At 60.2% G+C, this 18,549-nt stretch carries 12 protein-coding genes; 2 read left to right on the top strand and 10 right to left on the bottom strand.

Features of this window, described 5'->3' with window-relative positions; genetic code table 11:
* Window positions 1-291: 291 nt before the first annotated feature.
* The 10 genes from AO065_RS10555 to AO065_RS10510 all read right to left on the bottom strand — a co-directional run bounded on the left by AO065_RS10555 (window position 292) and on the right by AO065_RS10510 (window position 14,960).
* Window positions 292-1,710, bottom strand: coding sequence for an FAD-dependent oxidoreductase (locus AO065_RS10555; protein ID WP_004882710.1), 1,419 nt, complete (start codon window positions 1,708-1,710; stop codon window positions 292-294).
* Window positions 1,711-1,831: 121 nt separating this feature from the next.
* A complete protein-coding gene (gene gltB / locus AO065_RS10550) occupies window positions 1,832-6,277 on the bottom strand; it encodes a glutamate synthase large subunit (protein WP_004882711.1) in 4,446 nt (1,481 codons plus the stop codon).
* Window positions 6,278-6,636: 359 nt separating this feature from the next.
* Window positions 6,637-8,265 (bottom strand): SPOR domain-containing protein, encoded by a 1,629-nt coding sequence (locus AO065_RS10545; protein ID WP_004882712.1) that lies wholly within the window; start codon window positions 8,263-8,265, stop codon window positions 6,637-6,639.
* Window positions 8,266-8,274: 9 nt separating this feature from the next.
* Window positions 8,275-9,378: a 3-dehydroquinate synthase gene (aroB, locus tag AO065_RS10540; protein ID WP_004882713.1), complete on the bottom strand. Its 1,104-nt coding sequence runs from the start codon at window positions 9,376-9,378 to the stop codon at window positions 8,275-8,277.
* Between the two features lie 125 nt (window positions 9,379-9,503).
* The gene (gene aroK, locus AO065_RS10535; RefSeq protein ID WP_004882714.1) at window positions 9,504-10,022 is read right to left on the bottom strand and encodes a shikimate kinase AroK; all 519 of its coding nucleotides are present in this window, start codon (window positions 10,020-10,022) and stop codon (window positions 9,504-9,506) included.
* Between the two features lie 4 nt (window positions 10,023-10,026).
* Window positions 10,027-12,126 (bottom strand): type IV pilus secretin PilQ, encoded by a 2,100-nt coding sequence (locus AO065_RS10530; protein ID WP_004882715.1) that lies wholly within the window; start codon window positions 12,124-12,126, stop codon window positions 10,027-10,029.
* Between the two features lie 47 nt (window positions 12,127-12,173).
* Window positions 12,174-12,701 carry a pilus assembly protein PilP gene (locus AO065_RS10525; protein WP_004882716.1) on the bottom strand — a complete coding sequence of 176 codons (528 nt, stop codon included), beginning with the start codon at window positions 12,699-12,701 and terminating at the stop codon, window positions 12,174-12,176.
* Window positions 12,698-13,321, bottom strand: a complete 624-nt coding sequence (pilO, locus tag AO065_RS10520; RefSeq protein WP_004882717.1) for a type 4a pilus biogenesis protein PilO — start codon at window positions 13,319-13,321, stop codon at window positions 12,698-12,700. Before pilO ends, AO065_RS10525 begins: the two co-directional genes overlap by 4 nt.
* Window positions 13,318-13,896: a PilN domain-containing protein gene (locus tag AO065_RS10515; RefSeq protein WP_004882718.1), complete on the bottom strand. Its 579-nt coding sequence runs from the start codon at window positions 13,894-13,896 to the stop codon at window positions 13,318-13,320. The genes pilO and AO065_RS10515 overlap by 4 nt, the downstream gene beginning before the upstream one ends.
* Window positions 13,896-14,960, bottom strand: a complete 1,065-nt coding sequence (locus AO065_RS10510; protein ID WP_004882719.1) for a pilus assembly protein PilM — start codon at window positions 14,958-14,960, stop codon at window positions 13,896-13,898. The genes AO065_RS10515 and AO065_RS10510 overlap by 1 nt, the downstream gene beginning before the upstream one ends.
* 209 nt (window positions 14,961-15,169) lie before the next feature.
* On the opposite strand from AO065_RS10510, the gene AO065_RS10505 reads away from it, so the two are divergent.
* Both AO065_RS10505 and AO065_RS10500 read left to right on the top strand, forming a co-directional pair.
* Window positions 15,170-17,611, top strand: coding sequence for a penicillin-binding protein 1A (locus AO065_RS10505; RefSeq protein WP_412778578.1), 2,442 nt, complete (start codon window positions 15,170-15,172; stop codon window positions 17,609-17,611).
* 396 nt (window positions 17,612-18,007) lie between these two features.
* Window positions 18,008-18,463, top strand: coding sequence for a YkgJ family cysteine cluster protein (locus tag AO065_RS10500; RefSeq protein WP_004882721.1), 456 nt, complete (start codon window positions 18,008-18,010; stop codon window positions 18,461-18,463).
* The last annotated feature ends 86 nt before the right edge of the window (window positions 18,464-18,549 follow it).

The raw sequence follows: 18,549 nt of genomic DNA, 5'->3' as shown, positions 1-18,549 counted from the left end.
CAAACACCGGACCGTGGGAGGCGGCTTGCCGGCGATGAACGATGACGCGATTTTCCTGACATACCGCGTCGGCTGCATCGCCGGCAAGCCGCCTCCCACAACAACGTGTTCAGTCAGCAGATTACGTGTTGTTTGATAAGAGCGGACTTGTCCGCGAATACTGTATTTCAGACGATGAATATTCGTCGGATGTAATGGCCTTCGCGGACAAGTCCGCTCCCACCTGGTTTGCTGCGCGACCGCGCTACGTCGAAAACGTAGCGAGGCCTCTTATCTACAGAGTCAGAGCCATCAAACGCCCAGGTAATCCAGAATCCCTTCAGCCGCATTACGGCCTTCGAAGATTGCGGTAACCACCAGATCGGAGCCGCGAACCATGTCGCCGCCGGCGAAGATTTTCGGGTTGCTGGTCTGGTGCTTGTACTGCGACTGCTCGGGCGCAATCACGCGGCCCTGGCTGTCGGTGTTGATCGTGAAGGGTTCAAACCATGCAGCCGGGCTCGGGCGGAAACCAAAGGCGATGACCACAGCGTCGGCCGGGATGATTTCCTCGGAGCCCGGAATCGGCTCAGGGCTGCGACGGCCACGGGCATCCGGCTCGCCGAGACGGGTCTCGACCACTTTCACGCCCTCGACCTTGTCTTCGCCGACGATGGCGATCGGCTGACGGTTATAGAGAAACTTCACGCCCTCTTCCTTGGCGTTCTTCACTTCCTTGCGCGAACCCGGCATGTTTTCTTCGTCGCGACGATAGGCGCAAGTCACGGACTTGGCACCCTGACGGATCGACGTGCGGTTGCAGTCCATCGCGGTGTCGCCACCGCCCAGTACCACGACCCGCTTGCCTTTCATGTCGACGAAATCTTCAGGCGACTTTTCGAAGCCCAGATTGCGATTGACGTTGGCGATCAGGAAGTCGAGTGCATCGTGTACGCCCGGCAGGTCTTCACCGGCAAAGCCGCCCTTCATGTAGGTGTAGGTGCCCATGCCCATGAACACGGCATCGTATTCTTCGAGCAACTGGTCGATGGTGACGTCCTTGCCGACTTCGGTATTGAGACGGAACTCGATACCCATGCCGGTGAACACCTCGCGACGATGGCTCAGCACGCTCTTCTCGAGCTTGAACTCAGGAATACCGAAGGTCAGCAGACCGCCGATTTCAGGGTTCTTGTCGAACACCACCGGCGTTACCCCGCCACGCACCAGCACATCGGCGCAACCCAGGCCCGCAGGTCCGGCACCGATGATTGCCACGCGCTTGCCGGTCGGCACGACCTTGGACATGTCGGGACGCCAGCCCATGGCGAAGGCGGTGTCGGTGATGTACTTCTCGACCGAACCGATGGTCACGGCACCGAAGCCGTCGTTCAGGGTGCAGGCACCCTCGCACAGACGGTCCTGCGGGCATACGCGGCCGCAGACTTCCGGCAGGGTGTTGGTCTGGTGCGACAGCTCGGCCGCCGCCAGGATATTGCCCTCGGCGACCAGCTTGAGCCAGTTGGGAATGAAGTTGTGCACCGGGCACTTCCATTCGCAATACGGGTTACCGCAGCCCAGGCAGCGGTGCGCCTGATCGGCGGACTGCTGGGGCTTGAAGGGTTCGTAGATCTCCACGAACTCTTTCTTGCGCTGACGCAGCAGCTTCTTCTTCGGGTCTTTACGCCCGACATCGATGAACTGAAAGTCGTTACTTAGACGCTCGGCCATTCTCTAGAACCTCTACACGACAGCTTCAGGCCATGGCCGTGAAGCTGCAGGAAATCATGTTCGCAGGCATTCGCGCACTGCTGTGGTCATGCGGCGTGAAACACGCCGCTTGCAGTTGCGCTTATTGCGGGTTCGCCCGGGTGCTGGAGAGCAGCGACTTCAGGTTGGCAGCCTTGGGCTTGACCAGCCAGAAACGACGCAGGTAGTCGTCCAGGTTTTCCGCAAGGTTGCGACCCCATTCACTGTCGGTTTCAGCGACATACTCGTTCAGCACGCTCTGCAGGTGAGTGCGATAAGCCTCCATCGCTTCGCCGCTGATGCGCTGGATTTCAACCAGCTCATGATTGACGCGGTCGACGAACGTGTTGTCCTGATCCAGCACGTAGGCGAAACCGCCCGTCATGCCGGAGCCGAAGTTGTAGCCGGTCTTGCCGAGGACGCAGACGAAACCGCCGGTCATGTATTCGCAGCAGTGATCGCCCGTGCCTTCCACAACCGTGTGGGCACCGGAGTTACGTACCGCGAAACGCTCACCCGCCGTGCCCGCCGCGAACAGCTTGCCGCCGGTTGCGCCGTACAGACAGGTGTTGCCGATGATCGCACTTTCGTTGGTCTTGAACGGGCTGCCCTTGGGCGGCACGATAACCAGCTTGCCAGCGGTCATGCCTTTGCCGACATAGTCGTTGGCATCGCCTTCCAGATACATGTTCAGGCCACCGGCGTTCCACACGCCGAAGCTCTGACCGGCCGTGCCCTTGAAGCGGAACGTGACCGGCGCCTTGTTCATGCCCTGATTGCCATGCAGACGAGCGATTTCGCCGGAAATCCGCGCGCCGATGGAACGGTCGCAGTTGCAGATATCCATCTCGTACTCGCCGCCGCTGAGGGCTTCGATGGCCGGTTTGGCCAGCTCCACCATCTTCTCGGCCAGCAGGCCCTTGTCGAACGGCGGGTTGCGATCCACGAGGCTGAACTGAGGCTTGTCAGCCGGAATGTGGTCGCTGCCCAGCAACGGCGTCAGATCCAGATGCTGCTGCTTCTCGGTTTCGCCCGGCAGTACTTCCAGCAAGTCGGTACGGCCGATCAGCTCTTCCAGCGAACGCACGCCCAGTTTTGCCAGCCACTCACGCGTCTCTTCAGCCACATAGGTGAAGAAGTTGATCACCATATCGACGGTGCCGATGTAGTGATCCTTGCGCAGCTTCTCGTTCTGGGTCGCAACGCCGGTGGCGCAGTTGTTCAGGTGGCAGATACGCAGGTATTTGCAGCCCAGCGCGATCATCGGCGCAGTGCCGAAGCCGAAGCTCTCGGCACCCAGAATTGCCGCCTTGATCACGTCAAGGCCGGTTTTCAGGCCGCCGTCGGTCTGCACACGGACCTTGCCGCGCAGGTCGTTGCCGCGCAGGGTCTGGTGAGTTTCAGCCAGGCCCAGCTCCCACGGCGCACCGGCGTACTTGATGGAGGTCAGCGGCGAAGCACCGGTACCGCCGTCATAACCGGAAATGGTGATCAGGTCGGCGTAAGCCTTGGCAACACCGGCCGCAATCGTACCGACGCCCGCCTCAGCTACCAGCTTGACCGAAACCAGTGCCGCCGGGTTGACCTGCTTGAGGTCGAAAATCAGCTGCGACAAGTCTTCGATGGAGTAGATGTCGTGGTGCGGTGGTGGCGAAATCAGGGTCACGCCCGGCACTGCGTAACGCAGCTTGGCGATCAGACCGTTGACCTTGCCGCCCGGCAACTGCCCGCCTTCACCAGGCTTGGCGCCCTGAGCGACCTTGATCTGCAGCACGTCGGCGTTGACCAGGTATTCCGGCGTCACGCCGAAGCGACCTGTCGCGATCTGCTTGATCTTGGAGCTGCGGATAGTACCGTAGCGCGCCGGGTCTTCACCGCCCTCACCGGAGTTGGAGCGGGCACCCAGACGGTTCATCGCCTCGGCCAGCGCTTCATGCGCTTCGGGCGACAGTGCGCCCAGCGAGATACCGGCAGAGTCGAAGCGCTTGAGAATCTCGGACAGCGGCTCGATTTCGTCGATGTTCAGCGGCTGGTCGAGGGTCTTGACCTGCAGCAGGTCGCGAATCATCGACACCGGACGCTTGTCCACCAGCGAGGTGTATTCCTTGAATTTGCTGTAGTCGCCCTGCTGCACCGCAGCCTGCAGGGTGCTGACCACGTCCGGGTTGTAGGCGTGGTATTCGCCACCGAACACGAACTTGAGCAGACCGCCTTGCTGGATCGGCTTGCGCGGGCTCCAGGCTTCGGCCGCCAGGGCCTTCTGCTCGGCTTCGATGTCGACGAAACGCGCGCCCTTCAGACGGCTCGGCACACCGCGGAAGCTGGTGTTGCAGACTTCCTCGGACAAGCCAATGGCTTCGAACAGCTGCGCACCACGGTAGGACGCAACGGTCGAGATGCCCATCTTGGACAGGATCTTGAGCAGGCCCTTGGTGATGCCTTTACGGTAGTTCTTGAAGACTTCGTACAGGTCGCCCAGCACTTCGCCGGTACGGATCAGGTCGCCCAGCACTTCGTAGGCCAGGAACGGGTAGACCGCCGACGCACCGAAACCAATCAGCACCGCAAAGTGATGCGGGTCACGGGCGGTTGCGGTTTCGACCAGAATGTTGCTGTCGCAACGCAGACCCTGTTCGGTCAGACGGTGGTGAACCGCGCCAACGGCCAGCGAGGCGTGGACCGGCAGTTTGCCGGGTGCGATATGACGGTCGCTCAGTACGATCAGGGTATGACCGGAACGCACCGCTTCTTCGGCCTGATCGGCGACGTTGCGGACTGCGGCTTCAAGGCCCATCTGCTCGTCGTAGTTCAGGTCGATGATGTAGCGTTCGAAGCCCGGGCGGTCCAGGTTCATCAGCGAGCGCCACTTGGCCGGGGAAATGACCGGCGAGCTGAGGATCACGCGCGAAGCGTGCTCGGGCGACTCCTGGAAAATATTGCGCTCGGCACCGAGGCAGATTTCCAGCGACATGACGATGGCTTCACGCAGCGGGTCGATCGGCGGGTTGGTGACCTGCGCGAACTGCTGGCGGAAGTAGTCGTAAGGCGAGCGCACACGACGCGACAGCACGGCCATCGGCGTGTCATCACCCATTGAGCCCACGGCTTCCTGACCCTGCTCACCCAGCGGACGCAGCACCTGATCACGCTCTTCGAACGTGACCTGATACATCTTCATGTACTGCTTGAGCTGGTCGCTGTTATAGAAAGCCGAACCGTGGTCGTTGTCTTCCATGGTTGCCTGAATGCGCAAGGCGTTCTTGCGCAGCCACTGCTTATAGGGATGACGCGACTTGAGGCGGTTATCGATGGCGTCGGTGTCGAGGATCTGACCGGTCTCGGTATCGACCGCGAAAATCTGGCCCGGACCGACACGGCCCTTGGCGATGACGTCTTCAGGCTTGTAGTCCCACACGCCGATTTCCGACGCCAGGGTGATGTAACCGTTCTTGGTGGTGACCCAGCGCGCCGGGCGCAGACCGTTACGGTCCAGCAGGCAGACCGCGTGGCGACCTTCGGTCATCACGACACCGGCCGGACCGTCCCACGGCTCCATGTGCATGGAGTTGTATTCATAGAAGGCCCGCAGATCCGGGTCCATGGTCTCGACGTTCTGCCACGCAGGCGGAATGATCATGCGCACGCCACGGAACAGGTCGATGCCGCCAGTGACCATCAGCTCGAGCATGTTGTCCATGCTCGACGAGTCGGAACCGACGCGGTTGACCAGCGGCCCCAGTTCATCCAGTTCCATCAGGTCGTTGGTGAACTTGGTACGGCGCGCCTGCGCCCAGTTGCGGTTACCGGTAATGGTGTTGATCTCGCCGTTGTGGGCGAGGAAGCGGAACGGCTGAGCCAGCGGCCATTTCGGCAGGGTGTTGGTGGAGAAACGCTGGTGGAACACGCAGATCGCGGTTTGCAGGCGCTCGTCGCTCAGGTCCGGGAAGAAGGCCGTGAGGTCGGCCGGCATCATCAGACCTTTATAAATGATGGTCTTGTGCGAAAAACTGCAGATGTAGTGATCGCTGTCAGCGGCATTGGCAACCGATGAACGGCGACGCGCACTGAACAGCTTGATCGCGAATTCCTGATCACTCAGGCCTTCACCGCCGATGTAGACCTGTTCGATCTTCGGCAGACGCTCCAGCGCAAGACGACCCAGCACGCTGGTATCGATCGGCACTTGACGCCAGCCCACCAGTTCCAGGCCCTCGGCCAGGATTTCGCGGTTCATGTTTTCGCGTGCGGCTTCGGCTTTGGCGTCATCCTGATTGAGGAACACCATGCCCACGGCGTATTGGCGGGGCAGATCGACACCGAAATGGTCCTTGGCCATCGCGCGCAGGAAGCCGTCGGGCTTCTGAATCAACAGACCACAACCGTCGCCGGTCTTGCCGTCGGCGTTGATGCCACCACGGTGGGTCATGCAGGTCAGGGCTTGGATAGCCGTCTGCAACAGGTGATGACTGGGCTCGCCTTGCATGTGTGCGATCAGGCCGAAACCACAGTTATCCTTGAATTCATCTGGTTGGTACAGACCTGCTTTCATAGACACTTTCTCACCAGGCTGCCTCTATGCGAGGCAAATTTCCTTTTAATTCAACCAATTACCTGACACGCCGAACGTACGCCGGCTTCGGACGGGCAAAACGGAGGTCATTGTACACAGCGATACTGGGGCTCACAAATTTAACGACGATTGGTGGATAATCAATGTCGCAATTGTGAAAGTTTTAAAGCGGGTCACTGTGGTAGTCAAAGTATTTCTTGAATAATCTGACTGAAGCGACTGAGACTGCGGAGCGTTTGTAACGCAGACGCCACAAGGCGCGCCCCGAAAAGGCGGCGCGCTCAAGCGGGTAAAGTCAGGTTTGCCGGGTGAGCGGCCTGGATAAGGCCGCTGCGACTTCAGCGAGTGGCGCCAAGCTCTTGTTGGATGCTTGCGACAGTACGAGGCCAAGGTTTACCAGCCTGAACCTTGGCTGGCAATACCTTGATGGCTGCCAGGGCGGCAGCACGGTCAGAAAAGTTACCGTAGGTCACCACATAGAGCGGCTTACCCTGCAGGGTTTTCTTGAAGTAACGGTACTCGCCGCCCTGCTCTGCCACGTAGGCCTGAGCCGTCGCTTCGGAGCTGGTGCCGAGGATCTGCACCACATAGTGGCCGGGCGCCTGACCGCTGTACCAGTTGCCACCGGCAGCCGGTTTGGCGGCAGCAGGCTTCTCGGCGGGCTTGGCGGCCGGCGCTGGAGCAGGTTTGGCAGTCGCCACCTGAGTCGGCGCTGGTGTAGGCTTGGCGGCCGGTGCAGGCTGAGTCATCGGAGCGGCAGATGTCGGCGCAGGAATCGATGAGCGTGGCGTCTGGGCCGCAGCCTGACCGGCAGGAACACCGGCTGGCGGCGCAGTGGTGGTCACGGTCGGAGGCTGAGCGGGCGAGCCCGTTGGCACCGCGTCTTCGTCGGAATCACTCGAACCTGCCGCCTCGGCCAGCGGGCCGCGCATGACCGGTTGCGAGTTGCCACCCAGTGGTAACGGCATCGGCTGGGAGTTGCCCGCGAACTCGATGGCCGGGCCACCATTGTTCGACTGCTGGGCAGATGGCGTGCCCTGCCCCAGAGGCAGTTGCGCCTGAGCGGAAGCAGGGTCACTGGCAGGTGTCTTGTCGCCACGGCCCGGGATCAGCACAGCGGCTGCCACGGCCACGAGCACGACAGCACCCAGAGCCAATACGTGTTTTTTCGGCATGTTGAACCCCACACTTGGACGCTTGACCGCAGAACGACTTGCGATCATCGCCTCGATCATTGAATCGCGGGCCACCTGGTTGATCGCCCCAGGCCAGCCATCGGACTGTTCATGGATATCGGTGATCTGGTCGGCAGTAAACAATGCGATTCCCTGCCCTGCACCCTCCAGACGTTGAGCCAGATACTCCCGGGTTTCTTCTTCCGTATAAGGTTGCAACTCGATGACGTGAAAGCGCTCGCCCTCAACGTCGCCCTGCAGTTCGGCACACAGCTGATCGAGACGATCGAGCAGTGACGGTTCGCCAAACAGGAATACGTGCGGGCGCCCTTCCGGCGTACCCGCTGCGAGCCCCAGCAACGCTTCGAGCGCCGAATCGCCCAGTTGTTCCGCATCGTCAACCAGCAGGTACACTTCCTGCCCCGTCAGACCGAGCTGAACCACCTGCGACAGGATCGACTGCATTTCGGCATGGGCAACGCTCAGGGCCTGCGCGACCTGTTGCAGCACACCGGCCGCATCGCTGGCGCCCCGCGCCGAAACCACCACGCTCTGGACCGATTGCTTGTTGGTGCTCGCTACCAGTGCCTGGCGCAGCAGGGTCTTGCCGCTGCCCTGAGGCCCGGTGACCGCCAACAGCAACTGACTGTAACGCGCCAGATGGTGAAGCTGACCCAGCACCGGCTTGCGCTGGGCAGGGAAGAATTTGAAGCCAGGTACCCGCGCTGCAAAGGGGTCATGACTCAACTGGTAATGGCCGAGGAAGGCCTCGTCGGCGTGCAAACTAGTCATGGGTTTCCGTTAACCTCTAAGCTGATCCACCAGGGCGCGGTAATCCGCAACCAGAGTGGCCTGTAGTACTTCTTTTGGATAATCGTCCGTGATGACCGCTTCACCCATCTGACGCAACAGCACCAGACGCAGGCGTCCGTCGATGACTTTTTTGTCGATTGCCATGTGCTCGAGGAAATGCTCCTCGGTCATGTCCTGCGGGGGCACCACCGGCAGACCGGCACGCTGGAAAAGACGTATGCCGCGGTCGCGGTCCTGCGTGCTGATCCAGCCCAGGCGCGAGGACATTTCCAGCGCCATGACCGTACCGGCGGCAACCGCCTCGCCATGCAGCCAGACACCATAGCCCATATGCGTCTCGATGGCGTGACCAAATGTGTGACCCAGGTTCAATGTCGCCCGCACACCCGATTCGCGCTCGTCGGCACCGACGACCAGTGCCTTGGCCGCGCAGGAACGTTCGATGGCGGTGGTCAATGCGGCCTGGTCCAGTCCGCGCAATGCATCGACATGCTCTTCGAGCCAGGTCAGGAACGGCTCGTCGCAGATCAGCCCGTACTTGATGACTTCCGCAAGCCCGGCGGACAGCTCACGCGCAGGCAGGGTATTGAGCGAAGTGGTATCGATCAGCACGACACCCGGCTGGTAGAACGCACCGACCATGTTCTTGCCCAGCGGATGATTGATGCCGGTCTTGCCGCCCACCGAGGAATCAACCTGCGACAGCAGCGTGGTCGGGATCTGAATGAAGTTCACGCCGCGCTGATAGCACGCGGCGGCAAACCCGGCCATGTCGCCGATGACGCCGCCACCCAGCGCGATGACCGTTGTGCGGCGGTCATGGCGGGCCGTCAGCAGACCGTCGAAAATGGTTTGCAGGGTTTCCCAGTTCTTGAACGCTTCGCCATCAGGAAGCACGATTGGCAGCACGTTATAACCGGCGAGCGTGCGGGTCAGTCGCTCCAGATACAGCGGCGCGACCGTTGTATTGGACACGATGGCCACCTGGCGCCCGACGATGTGCGGGGTCAGGAGTTCGGGACGGTCCAGAAGGCCTTCGCCGATATGGATCGGATAGCTACGCTCACCAAGCTCGACCTTAAGTGTCTGCATGTGTCCCCACGTTGATTGCCGGTTCGACGGTTGCACACCTGGGTGCGTCAGGATGGCCATTGTGCCGGACCCTGTACCGTCGCTGTTTTATTGGTCGCCGAGGATAGCGCATTTTTGCCTGCGCTTTAACGGGGAGGAAGCTCGGCAAGACGAGCCAGTATGTCCAGAACCACCATGCGCGGCGGCCGCTCGTCGGTTTCGACCACCAGATCGGCAATCTCCCGGTACAGCGGGTCGCGAATGGCCAGCAATTCGCCCAGCACGCGAGCGGGATCCGCCGTACGCAACAAGGGCCGATTGCGGTCGCGTGCCGTCCGGCCGACCTGTTGCTCGACCGACGCGTGCAGATACACCACTCGTCCGCCAGCATGCAGCGCCTGACGATTTTCGCTGCGCATGACCGCGCCGCCGCCCGTGGCCAGAACAACGCCGTCGGCTTCGCACAGTTCTGCAATCATGGCCTGCTCACGGTCGCGAAAGCCCGGCTCGCCTTCCTTGTCGAAAATCCAGGGAATATTGGCACCGGTGCGCAACTCGATTTCCTTGTCGGAATCCTTGAACGGCAGTCGCAACTCTTTGGCAAGCAAACGGCCGATGGTGCTCTTGCCAGCACCCATCGGCCCCACAAGTATTAAATTTCGCACAGAATCAACGACTCACAGCAATCGCCTGGTTGTTCATGATACGCGGTGTCAGAAATACCAACAGCTCGGATTTCGCCTCTGCCACCACGTCGCGCCTGAAAAGGCGGCCAAGATACGGCACATCACCGAGAAATGGCACTTTCTCTACAACTTTACTTTGCGTATTGGAGAACACACCACCGATCACGATGGTCTCGCCGTCGGAAATCAGCACCTTGGCGTTGACCTCGTTCTTCTTGATAGGAGGCACGCCCAGCACCGCATTGAGGTAATCAGGCTCGTCCTTGGTAACCTTGACCTCCATGATGATGCGGTTGTCCGGCGTGATCTGTGGCGTGACCTCAAGCGACAGGGACGCCTCCTTGAAGCTCACTGTCGTGGCACCGCTGGAGCTGGATTCCTGATACGGAATCTCTGTGCCCTTGAGGATCTTGGCAGTCTCCTTGTCGGAAGTGACGACTTTGGGCTGGGAGACGATTTCACCGTTGCCGGTCTTCTCCATAGCACTCAGCTCAAGGTCCAGCAGTGCATTGTTGGTCAGGAAACCGATCCCGACACCCGCCGTGGCATCTGGAGCACCCAGATCCACAAACGGAATGTTGGCCGTCAGATCGTTGCCCGTGTTGCCTGCTTCATCGCCTTTATCGTCGAGACCGCCGACGCTCCACTTGCGCGACCGGTCGGTTCGTCCGCCCCAGCGCACGCCGATCTGCTTGTCATAGTCGACGTTGGCTTCGACGATTCGCGCCTCGATCATCACCTGACGTACCGGAATATCCAGCTGCGAGACGATACGGCGCAGCTCGTCGAGTCGATCCTGAGTCTGATACGCAATGATGTTGTTGGTGCGTTCATCCACAGTAATGGAACCACGCTCGTCCGCCTTGGACTCGGCGCTGGTGACCGACTGGAACAGCTTGGCGATGTCCGCTGCCTTGGCGTAATTGACCTGCAACAGCTCACGACGCAACGGGGCCAGCTCGGCAATCTGCTTGAGCGACTCCAGTTCCTGACGCTCACGCGCAGCGATCTCGTCAGCCGGGGCGACCAGCAACACACTGCCGACCTTGCGCTTGTCCAGCCCCTTGGTCTTGAGCACAAGGTCCAGCGCCTGATCCCACGGCACGTTCTGCAGACGCAGGGTGATGCCGCCCTGAACAGTGTCACTGGCAACCAGATTGAGGTTGGTGAAATCGGCGATCAGCTGCAGTACCGAACGCACATCGATGTCCTGGAAATTCAGCGAAAGCTTCTCGCCGGTGTAGACCGGCTTGTCGGCGGCGCGACGATCCACGTCCTCATTGGTCAATGGGCGCACGCTGATGGTCAGCTTGTTTTCGGTCTGGAACGCCGAATAATCGAACGCACCCGATGGCTCGATGGAAATGCTGGCCTTGTCGCCGGACGCCGTGGCGCTGACGAATTGCACGGGTGTGGCAAAGTCTTTCACGTCCAGACGCACGCGCAGCGGATCGGGCAATTGCGTCTTGGCGAAATCGACACGGATCTTGCCGCCCTGCTCCTGAATATCTGCAGCGATGCTGGCATTGCTCAGGTCGATGACCACGTTGCCTTCGCCCAGCTCGCCGCGCTGGAAGTCGACATTGCGAATGGCTCTGACGCCCGCAGGCACGTAGGGCCGCGCCGATGCCGGTGTGGGCGGCGGCACGGCGACCCGTGCAGCGCCCTTGGCGGTGGTCGGCTGTGAAGCCTGAGCTGCTGCAGCCCCCTGACCGATGACCACGAACAGGTTGTTGCCATCGACGCGTGAGCTGTACGGCGAAAGCGTCGTCAGGTTGATGATGACCCGCGTACGGTCCTGCGCCTGCACAACCACCACGCTGCGGGCATTGCCTGCCCCCAGATCACGACTCTTGGTCGCCAGCTGGCTGGTCACGCCCGGCAGGTCCAGCGCAATGCGCGCAGGCTGCTCGGTGGTATAGCCGCGTGGCGCGGGCACCGGAGCGTCGAAGGAAAGCTTGAGCTCGATTCGATCACCCGGCAGGGCCGCGACGTCGAGCGTCTTGAGATTGGCGGCCTGGAGAACCGGCGACATCATCGCTATCCATAACGAAACGCCGATAATCGAGAGAATCCGGGTCATGATCAATTTCCGTTGTGCGGTGCTGTACATGCTTGGCCTTGCCCACTTCATGAGCGTTCTTTGAGGGCGATACTGCGCGGCCTTTCCAGCCAGGCCCCCTCTCCATCAGGAACTATTTCAATGACATCGACCTGCCCGTCGCTGACCGACACGATGCGACCGTTGTTGCGACCCAGATAATCACCCACTTTCACGCGATAGACGCCTCCGGCCCCTTTCAACAGGGCGAAGATGCCGGAGTCGTTGCCGATGGTACCGACCATTTCGAACGACTCGATGTTGAAACCTTCGAGAAACTGCCTGACACGGGTATCGTCCGGCGCAATCAGACGCGAGCCTTTCTGACGATTGAGCGCATCGACCTTGACCGCAGGCTGAAAGGGGCTGCGCAGACTGGCGGCGTTGTAGGTGAACGCCTCATAGGCACGAAACCTAGGCAAAGGCTCGATGGTGCCGCTCGGACGCGACTGGGCCTGCGCCACAAACTCGCTCAGGTCAGTGTAATCATTGCCGCCGCCGCAACCAGCCAACCCCGCCAGGACCGTACTGACGCACAACACACGCGCCACCCTCATTTCTTCAGCCCTTCATCGTTGTAGCGGTAGGTCTTGGCCAGAATGTTCATGCGCAACTTGGCAGGCACCTTGGGATCAGCCGGTTTGATGTCGAAATCATGCAGCGTCACGATGCGCGGCAACCCGGCCACGCCACTGACGAAGGTCGCCAGATCGTGATAGCCGCCGACCACTGTGATCTGTATCGGCAGTTCGATGTAGAACTGCTGCACCGCCTCGGGCAACAGTTTGATTTCTTCGAACTCCAGGCCGCTGCCCAGACCGGTGCGGGTAATGTCTTCAAGCAGGCCAGGCACTTCGGTGTCGCTGGGCAATTGCCGAAGCAGCGCGCCAAAGGTGTTTTCCATTTCCTCCATCTGCTTTTTGTAGGGCTCCAGGTTCGCGGCCTGGAACGCCTTGGTGGAAAACTGTTCCTTGAGCGAAACCTCACTGGCCTGCGCGTTCTCAAGCTGGGTTTCCATGTCCTGAATGAACAGGAAATAGCCCAGAGCAAAGATCAAAACAGCCAGCAGCACACCGGCAATCGCCTTGACTGCAGCAGGCCATGAACCCAGGTTGTTGAGGTCGAGTTCGTTGAGTTCGACCTTGCGAAGCCCTTCCAGCCACTCGCTCATGTTCATGGCTTGGCTCCTTCGGCAGGAATTTGTACCTGGGGCTGGGTCTGGCGCACGGTCAATTGAAAGACGTTGGCCTGATCCACGGCACCCGCAGTCGTCGCCTTGACCTCGGTCAGGCTTGGCGCCTCCAGCCAGTCGGATGCTTCAAGATTACGCATGAGGTCGGAAACCCGGTTGTTCGATTCGGCCGCACCGGTGATCGCGATGAGCTTGTCAGTCATCTTGACCTGCGAGAAATACACGCCATCCGGCAGGGTGCGGGCGAGCTGATCGAACACCCGTCCGGTGATCGGGCGGTTGCCCTGCAGGTCCTGGATGATTTTCATGCGCTCCAGCAACTGCTTGCGCCGCGCCTTCAGGTCGCTGATTTCCTTGATGCGCACATCAAGTTGCGCGATCTCTTTCTGCATGAAGGTGTTGCGTGCCAACTGGTTGTCGATCGCCATACCGATGTAGCGATCGATCAGAAACAGTACGCCCACAGAGACCACCAGCACGCAGACCAATACGGTCAAAAAGCGCTTCTTGCGCTCTTCGCGCAGTTCTTCACGCCAGGGTAAAAGGTTGATCCGCGCCATCAGTCGAAGCTCCTCAAAGCAAGACCGCACGCGATCATCAGCGCGGGCGCATCACTGGCCAGCGCTCCGGCGTTGACCTTGGAGCTGAGGGCCATGTCGGCAAACGGGTTGGCCACCTGGGTCGGCGTGCCGAGTCGGCGCTGAATCAGATGCTCCAGGCCGGAAATGGAAGCCGTACCGCCAGCGAGCATGATGTGATCCACAGAGTTGTACTGGCCTGCCGCGAAGAAGAATTGAAGCGAGCGCGAGACCTGCTGCACCAGCGCATCCTTGAAGGGTTCCAGCACTTCACTGACATAGTCGTCCGGCAGCCCGCCCTGTTTCTTGGCAAGCCCGGCCTCTTCCATCGACAGGCCGTAGCGACGCTGGATTTCTTCGGTCAGCTGGCGCCCGCCGAACAGTTGCTCGCGGGTGTAGATGATCCGGCCGTGGTGCAGAACGCTCAGCGTGGTCATGGTCGCGCCGATGTCGACGACCGCCACGGTCAGCTCATCGTGACCGTTACCCAGTTGCGCAGCCAGCAGCCCGAACGAACGCTCAAGGGCATAAGCTTCGACATCAACGACTTTTGCGGTGAGGCCAGCCAGCGCCAGCGCGGCCTCGCGTACCTCGACGTTTTCCTTGCGGCAGGCAGCCAGAAGGACTTCCACGCGTTCGGGGTTGCGCAGCGAATAGCCTTGCACTTCGAAATCGATGGCCACTTCTTCAAGGGGATAGGGGATGTACTGGTCAGCCTCGAGCTTGAGCTGATTTTCCATGTCGTCATCCGAGAGACCGGCATCCATTTCGATCGTCTTGGTGATGACTGCGGAGCCTGCGACAGCAACCGCCACTATTCTGGCGCTGGTCTTGGCCTTGCCAACGACCCGTGACAACGCCTGACCAACCCCTTCGAGTTCGGCAATGTTCTTCTCGACGACGGCATTGGCCGGCAACGGCTCAACAGCGTAAGACTCGACTTTGTAGCGGGTTCCGGAACGACTCAATTCAAGGAGCTTGACCGAGGTGGAACTAATATCGATCCCTAGAAGGGTGTTGGCCTTCTTACCGAAGAGTTCGAACACAACCTGATTCCTATGAGTTTCCGTCACTTACGGAGTTATTTCGGGTCGGCGTCACTGCCAACAGCCTTGACAGTAGCGCAAATCACGCTTGGGGACGAAAAATGCTTATAATGCCCAGCGTTTTTTTCGTTTGAGAAAGCTTCAAGGCGTGTTCATTTGTAAATGCCTGCGCTTAACCCATTATTTTTTCTGGAAATCCAAAAGCCTTGATACGCCTGCTGAAGTTTTTCTGGTGGTCTCTCGTCGCGGTATTCTGCTCGCTGCTGCTCGGCCTGAGCGGCGCGTTCCTTTATCTGAGCCCCACTCTGCCATCCGTTGAGGCGCTGCGAAGCATCCAACTGCAAATCCCTCTGCGCGTGTACAGCAGCGACGGCAAGCTGATCGCCGAATTTGGCGAGATGCGTCGCACGCCGATTCGCTTTGCGGAAATCCCGCCCAATTTCATCAACGCCCTGTTATCGGCCGAAGACGACAATTTCGCCAATCACTACGGTGTCGATCCAAGCAGCCTGATGCGCGCCGCCACCCAGCTGGTGAAGAGCGGCCACATTCAATCGGGCGGCAGTACCATCACGATGCAGGTCGCGAAAAACTTTTTCCTGACCAGCGAAAGAAGCTTTTCGCGCAAAACCACCGAGATTCTTCTCGCCTTGCAAATCGAGCGCCAACTGACCAAGGACGAGATTCTCGAGCTGTACGTCAACAAGATTTATCTGGGCAACCGGGCCTATGGCATCGAGGCGGCGGCGCAAGTCTACTACGGCAAATCGATTCGCGATGTAAGCCTTGCGCAAATGGCCATGATTGCCGGTTTGCCCAAGGCACCGTCACGTTTCAACCCACTGGCCAACCCCACCCGTGCCAAGGAACGCCGCGACTGGATCCTGGGCCGCATGTACCGTCTGGGCAAGATCGACCAGACCGCGTATCAGGCCGCTCTGAACGAGCCACTGAACGCCAGCTACCACGTTCCTACTCCTGAAGTTAACGCGCCTTACATCGCGGAAATGGCACGTGCCGAAATGGTCGGCCGCTACGGCAGCGACGCCTACACCGAGGGTTTCCGGGTTACCACCACCGTCCCGAGCGGCTTGCAGGAAGATGCCAACAAGGCGATTCAGCGCGGCCTGATCGACTACGACCAGCGTCATGGCTATCGCGGACCGGAAAGCCGCTTCCCAGGCATGACTCGCGCCAACTGGGCTCAGGAACTGACCAAACAACGCACGATCAACGGCCTTGAGCCCGCCATCGTGACTCAGGTCGACAAGACCGGCCTGAAGGTTCTGACCCGTAACGGTGAGCAGGAAGAGACGGTCGAGTGGAGCACCATGAAGTGGGCGCGCCCTTACCTGAACACCAACAGCCTGGGCGCCAATCCCAAGCAGCCAGGTGATGTCGCCAAGGTCGGTGATCTGGTTCGCCTGCTGCGTCAGGACGACGGCTCGCTCAAATTCAGTCAAATTCCCGTCGCGCAGAGCGCACTGGTGTCACTGGATCCGCAGAATGGTGCCATTCGTGCACTGGTGGGCGGCTTCGCGTTCGAGCAGAGCAACTACAACCGTGCCATGCAGGCCAAGCGTCAGCCGGGCTCCAGCTTCAAGCCTTTCATCTATAGCGCCGCGCTGGACAATGGCTACACCGCATCCAGTCTGGTGAACGATGCACCTATCGTGTTCGTCGACGAATACCTGGACAAGGTCTGGCGTCCTAAGAACGACACCAACACCTTCCTGGGCCCGATTCGCCTGCGCGAAGCGCTGTACAAGTCGCGTAACCTGGTGTCGATCCGTCTGCTCCAGGCTCTGGGCGTGGACAGCACGATCGACTACATCACCCGCTTCGGCTTCGCCAAGCAGGACCTGCCGCGCAACCTGTCGCTGGCACTGGGTACGGCAACGCTGACGCCGATGGAAATCGCCACCGGCTGGAGTGCGTTCGCCAACGGCGGCTACAAGGTCAGTCCTTATCTGATCCAGACCATCGAGAACCGCGACGGCCAGACAATATTTGCCGCCAACCCGCCGAGCGTTCCGGCTCATGACGTGAAGACTGCGCCGGACACGTCGACCTTTGCGGTACACGACAGCCCGAACCTGACGACTCCATCGTCCACGACGCCTGTCGAACCTCAGGCACCTGCCGTGGCCGAGCGTATCGTCGACAGCCGCACCACCTTCATCCTCAACAGCATGCTGCAGGATGTGATCAAGCGCGGCACCGGACGTCGTGCGCTGTCGATGAACAGGCCTGACATTGCGGGCAAGACCGGTACGACCAACGAATCCAAGGATGCGTGGTTCTCGGGTTACAACGCCGATTACGTGACCACGGTCTGGAGCGGTTTCGACCAGCCGGAAAGCCTGGGACGTCATGAATTCGGCGGCACGGTTTCCCTGCCGATCTGGATGGACTACATGAGCGCAGCATTGAAAGACAAGCCGCCGCATCAGCAGGCAGAACCGGATGGCATCCTCAGCCTGCGCGTCGACCCGGTCAGCGGCCGTGCGGCCACGCCGAGCACGCCGAATGCGTTCTTCGAACTGTTCAAGAGCGAAGACACACCGCCAAGCGTCAACGAACTGGGCAGCGGCAGCGCGCCGGGCAGCCCACTGCCAGCAGATGAGTCAGCGCCGATCGACCTGTTCTGATGCATTGATAGGGACGCAGAGCGTCCCTATAGGCATTCCCACGCGGATCACTCATCGTTATACACAAATCCGCCTCAACCCTGATCGTGCCCATCGCTCTGGACTGTGGGAGGCGGCTTGCCGGCGATGCTTTTTCTGAAGCGACCTATCGGTGACTGAGCGGACGCCATCGCCGGCAAGCCGCCTCCCACGGGGTATGCATTCAGTCAGATACTTACGTTTTGGCCCCGTTTTGCGCGTCTTCCAGACTTGTGTATAACGATGAGCGCTCTGCGTGGGCATGCTCCGTAACGCAGACATGCACGACCGACAGTCGCCCCGACAATTTTTACTTACTCCAAAACCGTCGAGCCCGGTATGATCGCGCGCCCGATTCACCCGGAAGTCTGAATTCAAATGAAACCCACCTTGATCGCCGCCGCAGAACTCGATCGCATCGATACCTGGGCCAAGTACTCCAGCCACATGTGCGGAGGCTGCGTGTCCAGCTGCTGCACGCTGCCGGTCGAAGTGAAGATCAAGGACCTGATCCGCATCGGCATCGTCGATGATTTCGAACGCGGGGAGCCTGCGAAGAACATCGCCAAGCGGTTGCAGAAGGAGGGGATCGTCGAGCGCTACAACCAGAAGACCGAGATCTTCACCCTGCAGCGCATGAGCAACAACGACTGCCTGTACCTGGATCGCAAGAGCCGCCTGTGCACCATCTACGACAAGCGCCCGGACACATGCCGCAATCACCCCAAGATCGGCCCACGTCCCGGCTATTGCGCCTACAAGCCCAAGGCTGTCGTGCGCCCGGAAAGTGGCTCACTGAGAAACGCCACCAGCGCGCCTGTCCCGAAGTTCTGAGCGACTGCCTGATGTGACACGGAGCGTCACGGGCTGCATGGTCACGATCATCTGTAACGCATGATCGTTCCTACGCTCCGCGCTCG

Origin of the sequence: Pseudomonas viridiflava (genome assembly GCF_001642795.1) — a bacterium.
GTDB lineage: Bacteria > Pseudomonadota > Gammaproteobacteria > Pseudomonadales > Pseudomonadaceae > Aquipseudomonas > Aquipseudomonas viridiflava.
This window is presented reverse-complemented; position numbering and strand designations above follow the sequence as displayed.

Bases quoted from the DNA above. Each gene is read 5' to 3' on its own strand.
- AO065_RS10555 (WP_004882710.1), bottom strand. From the start codon at position 1,710: ATGGCCGAGCGTCTAAGTAACGACTTTCAGTTCATCGATGTCGGGCGT.
- AO065_RS10545 (WP_004882712.1), bottom strand. From the start codon at position 8,265: ATGACTAGTTTGCACGCCGACGAGGCCTTCCTCGGCCATTACCAGTTG.
- aroB (WP_004882713.1), bottom strand. From the start codon at position 9,378: ATGCAGACACTTAAGGTCGAGCTTGGTGAGCGTAGCTATCCGATCCAT.
- gltB (WP_004882711.1), bottom strand. From the start codon at position 6,277: ATGAAAGCAGGTCTGTACCAACCAGATGAATTCAAGGATAACTGTGGT.
- AO065_RS10515 (WP_004882718.1), bottom strand. From the start codon at position 13,896: ATGGCGCGGATCAACCTTTTACCCTGGCGTGAAGAACTGCGCGAAGAG.
- AO065_RS10525 (WP_004882716.1), bottom strand. From the start codon at position 12,701: ATGAGGGTGGCGCGTGTGTTGTGCGTCAGTACGGTCCTGGCGGGGTTG.
- pilO (WP_004882717.1), bottom strand. From the start codon at position 13,321: ATGAACATGAGCGAGTGGCTGGAAGGGCTTCGCAAGGTCGAACTCAAC.
- AO065_RS10530 (WP_004882715.1), bottom strand. From the start codon at position 12,126: ATGACCCGGATTCTCTCGATTATCGGCGTTTCGTTATGGATAGCGATG.
- AO065_RS10500 (WP_004882721.1), top strand. From the start codon at position 18,008: ATGAAACCCACCTTGATCGCCGCCGCAGAACTCGATCGCATCGATACC.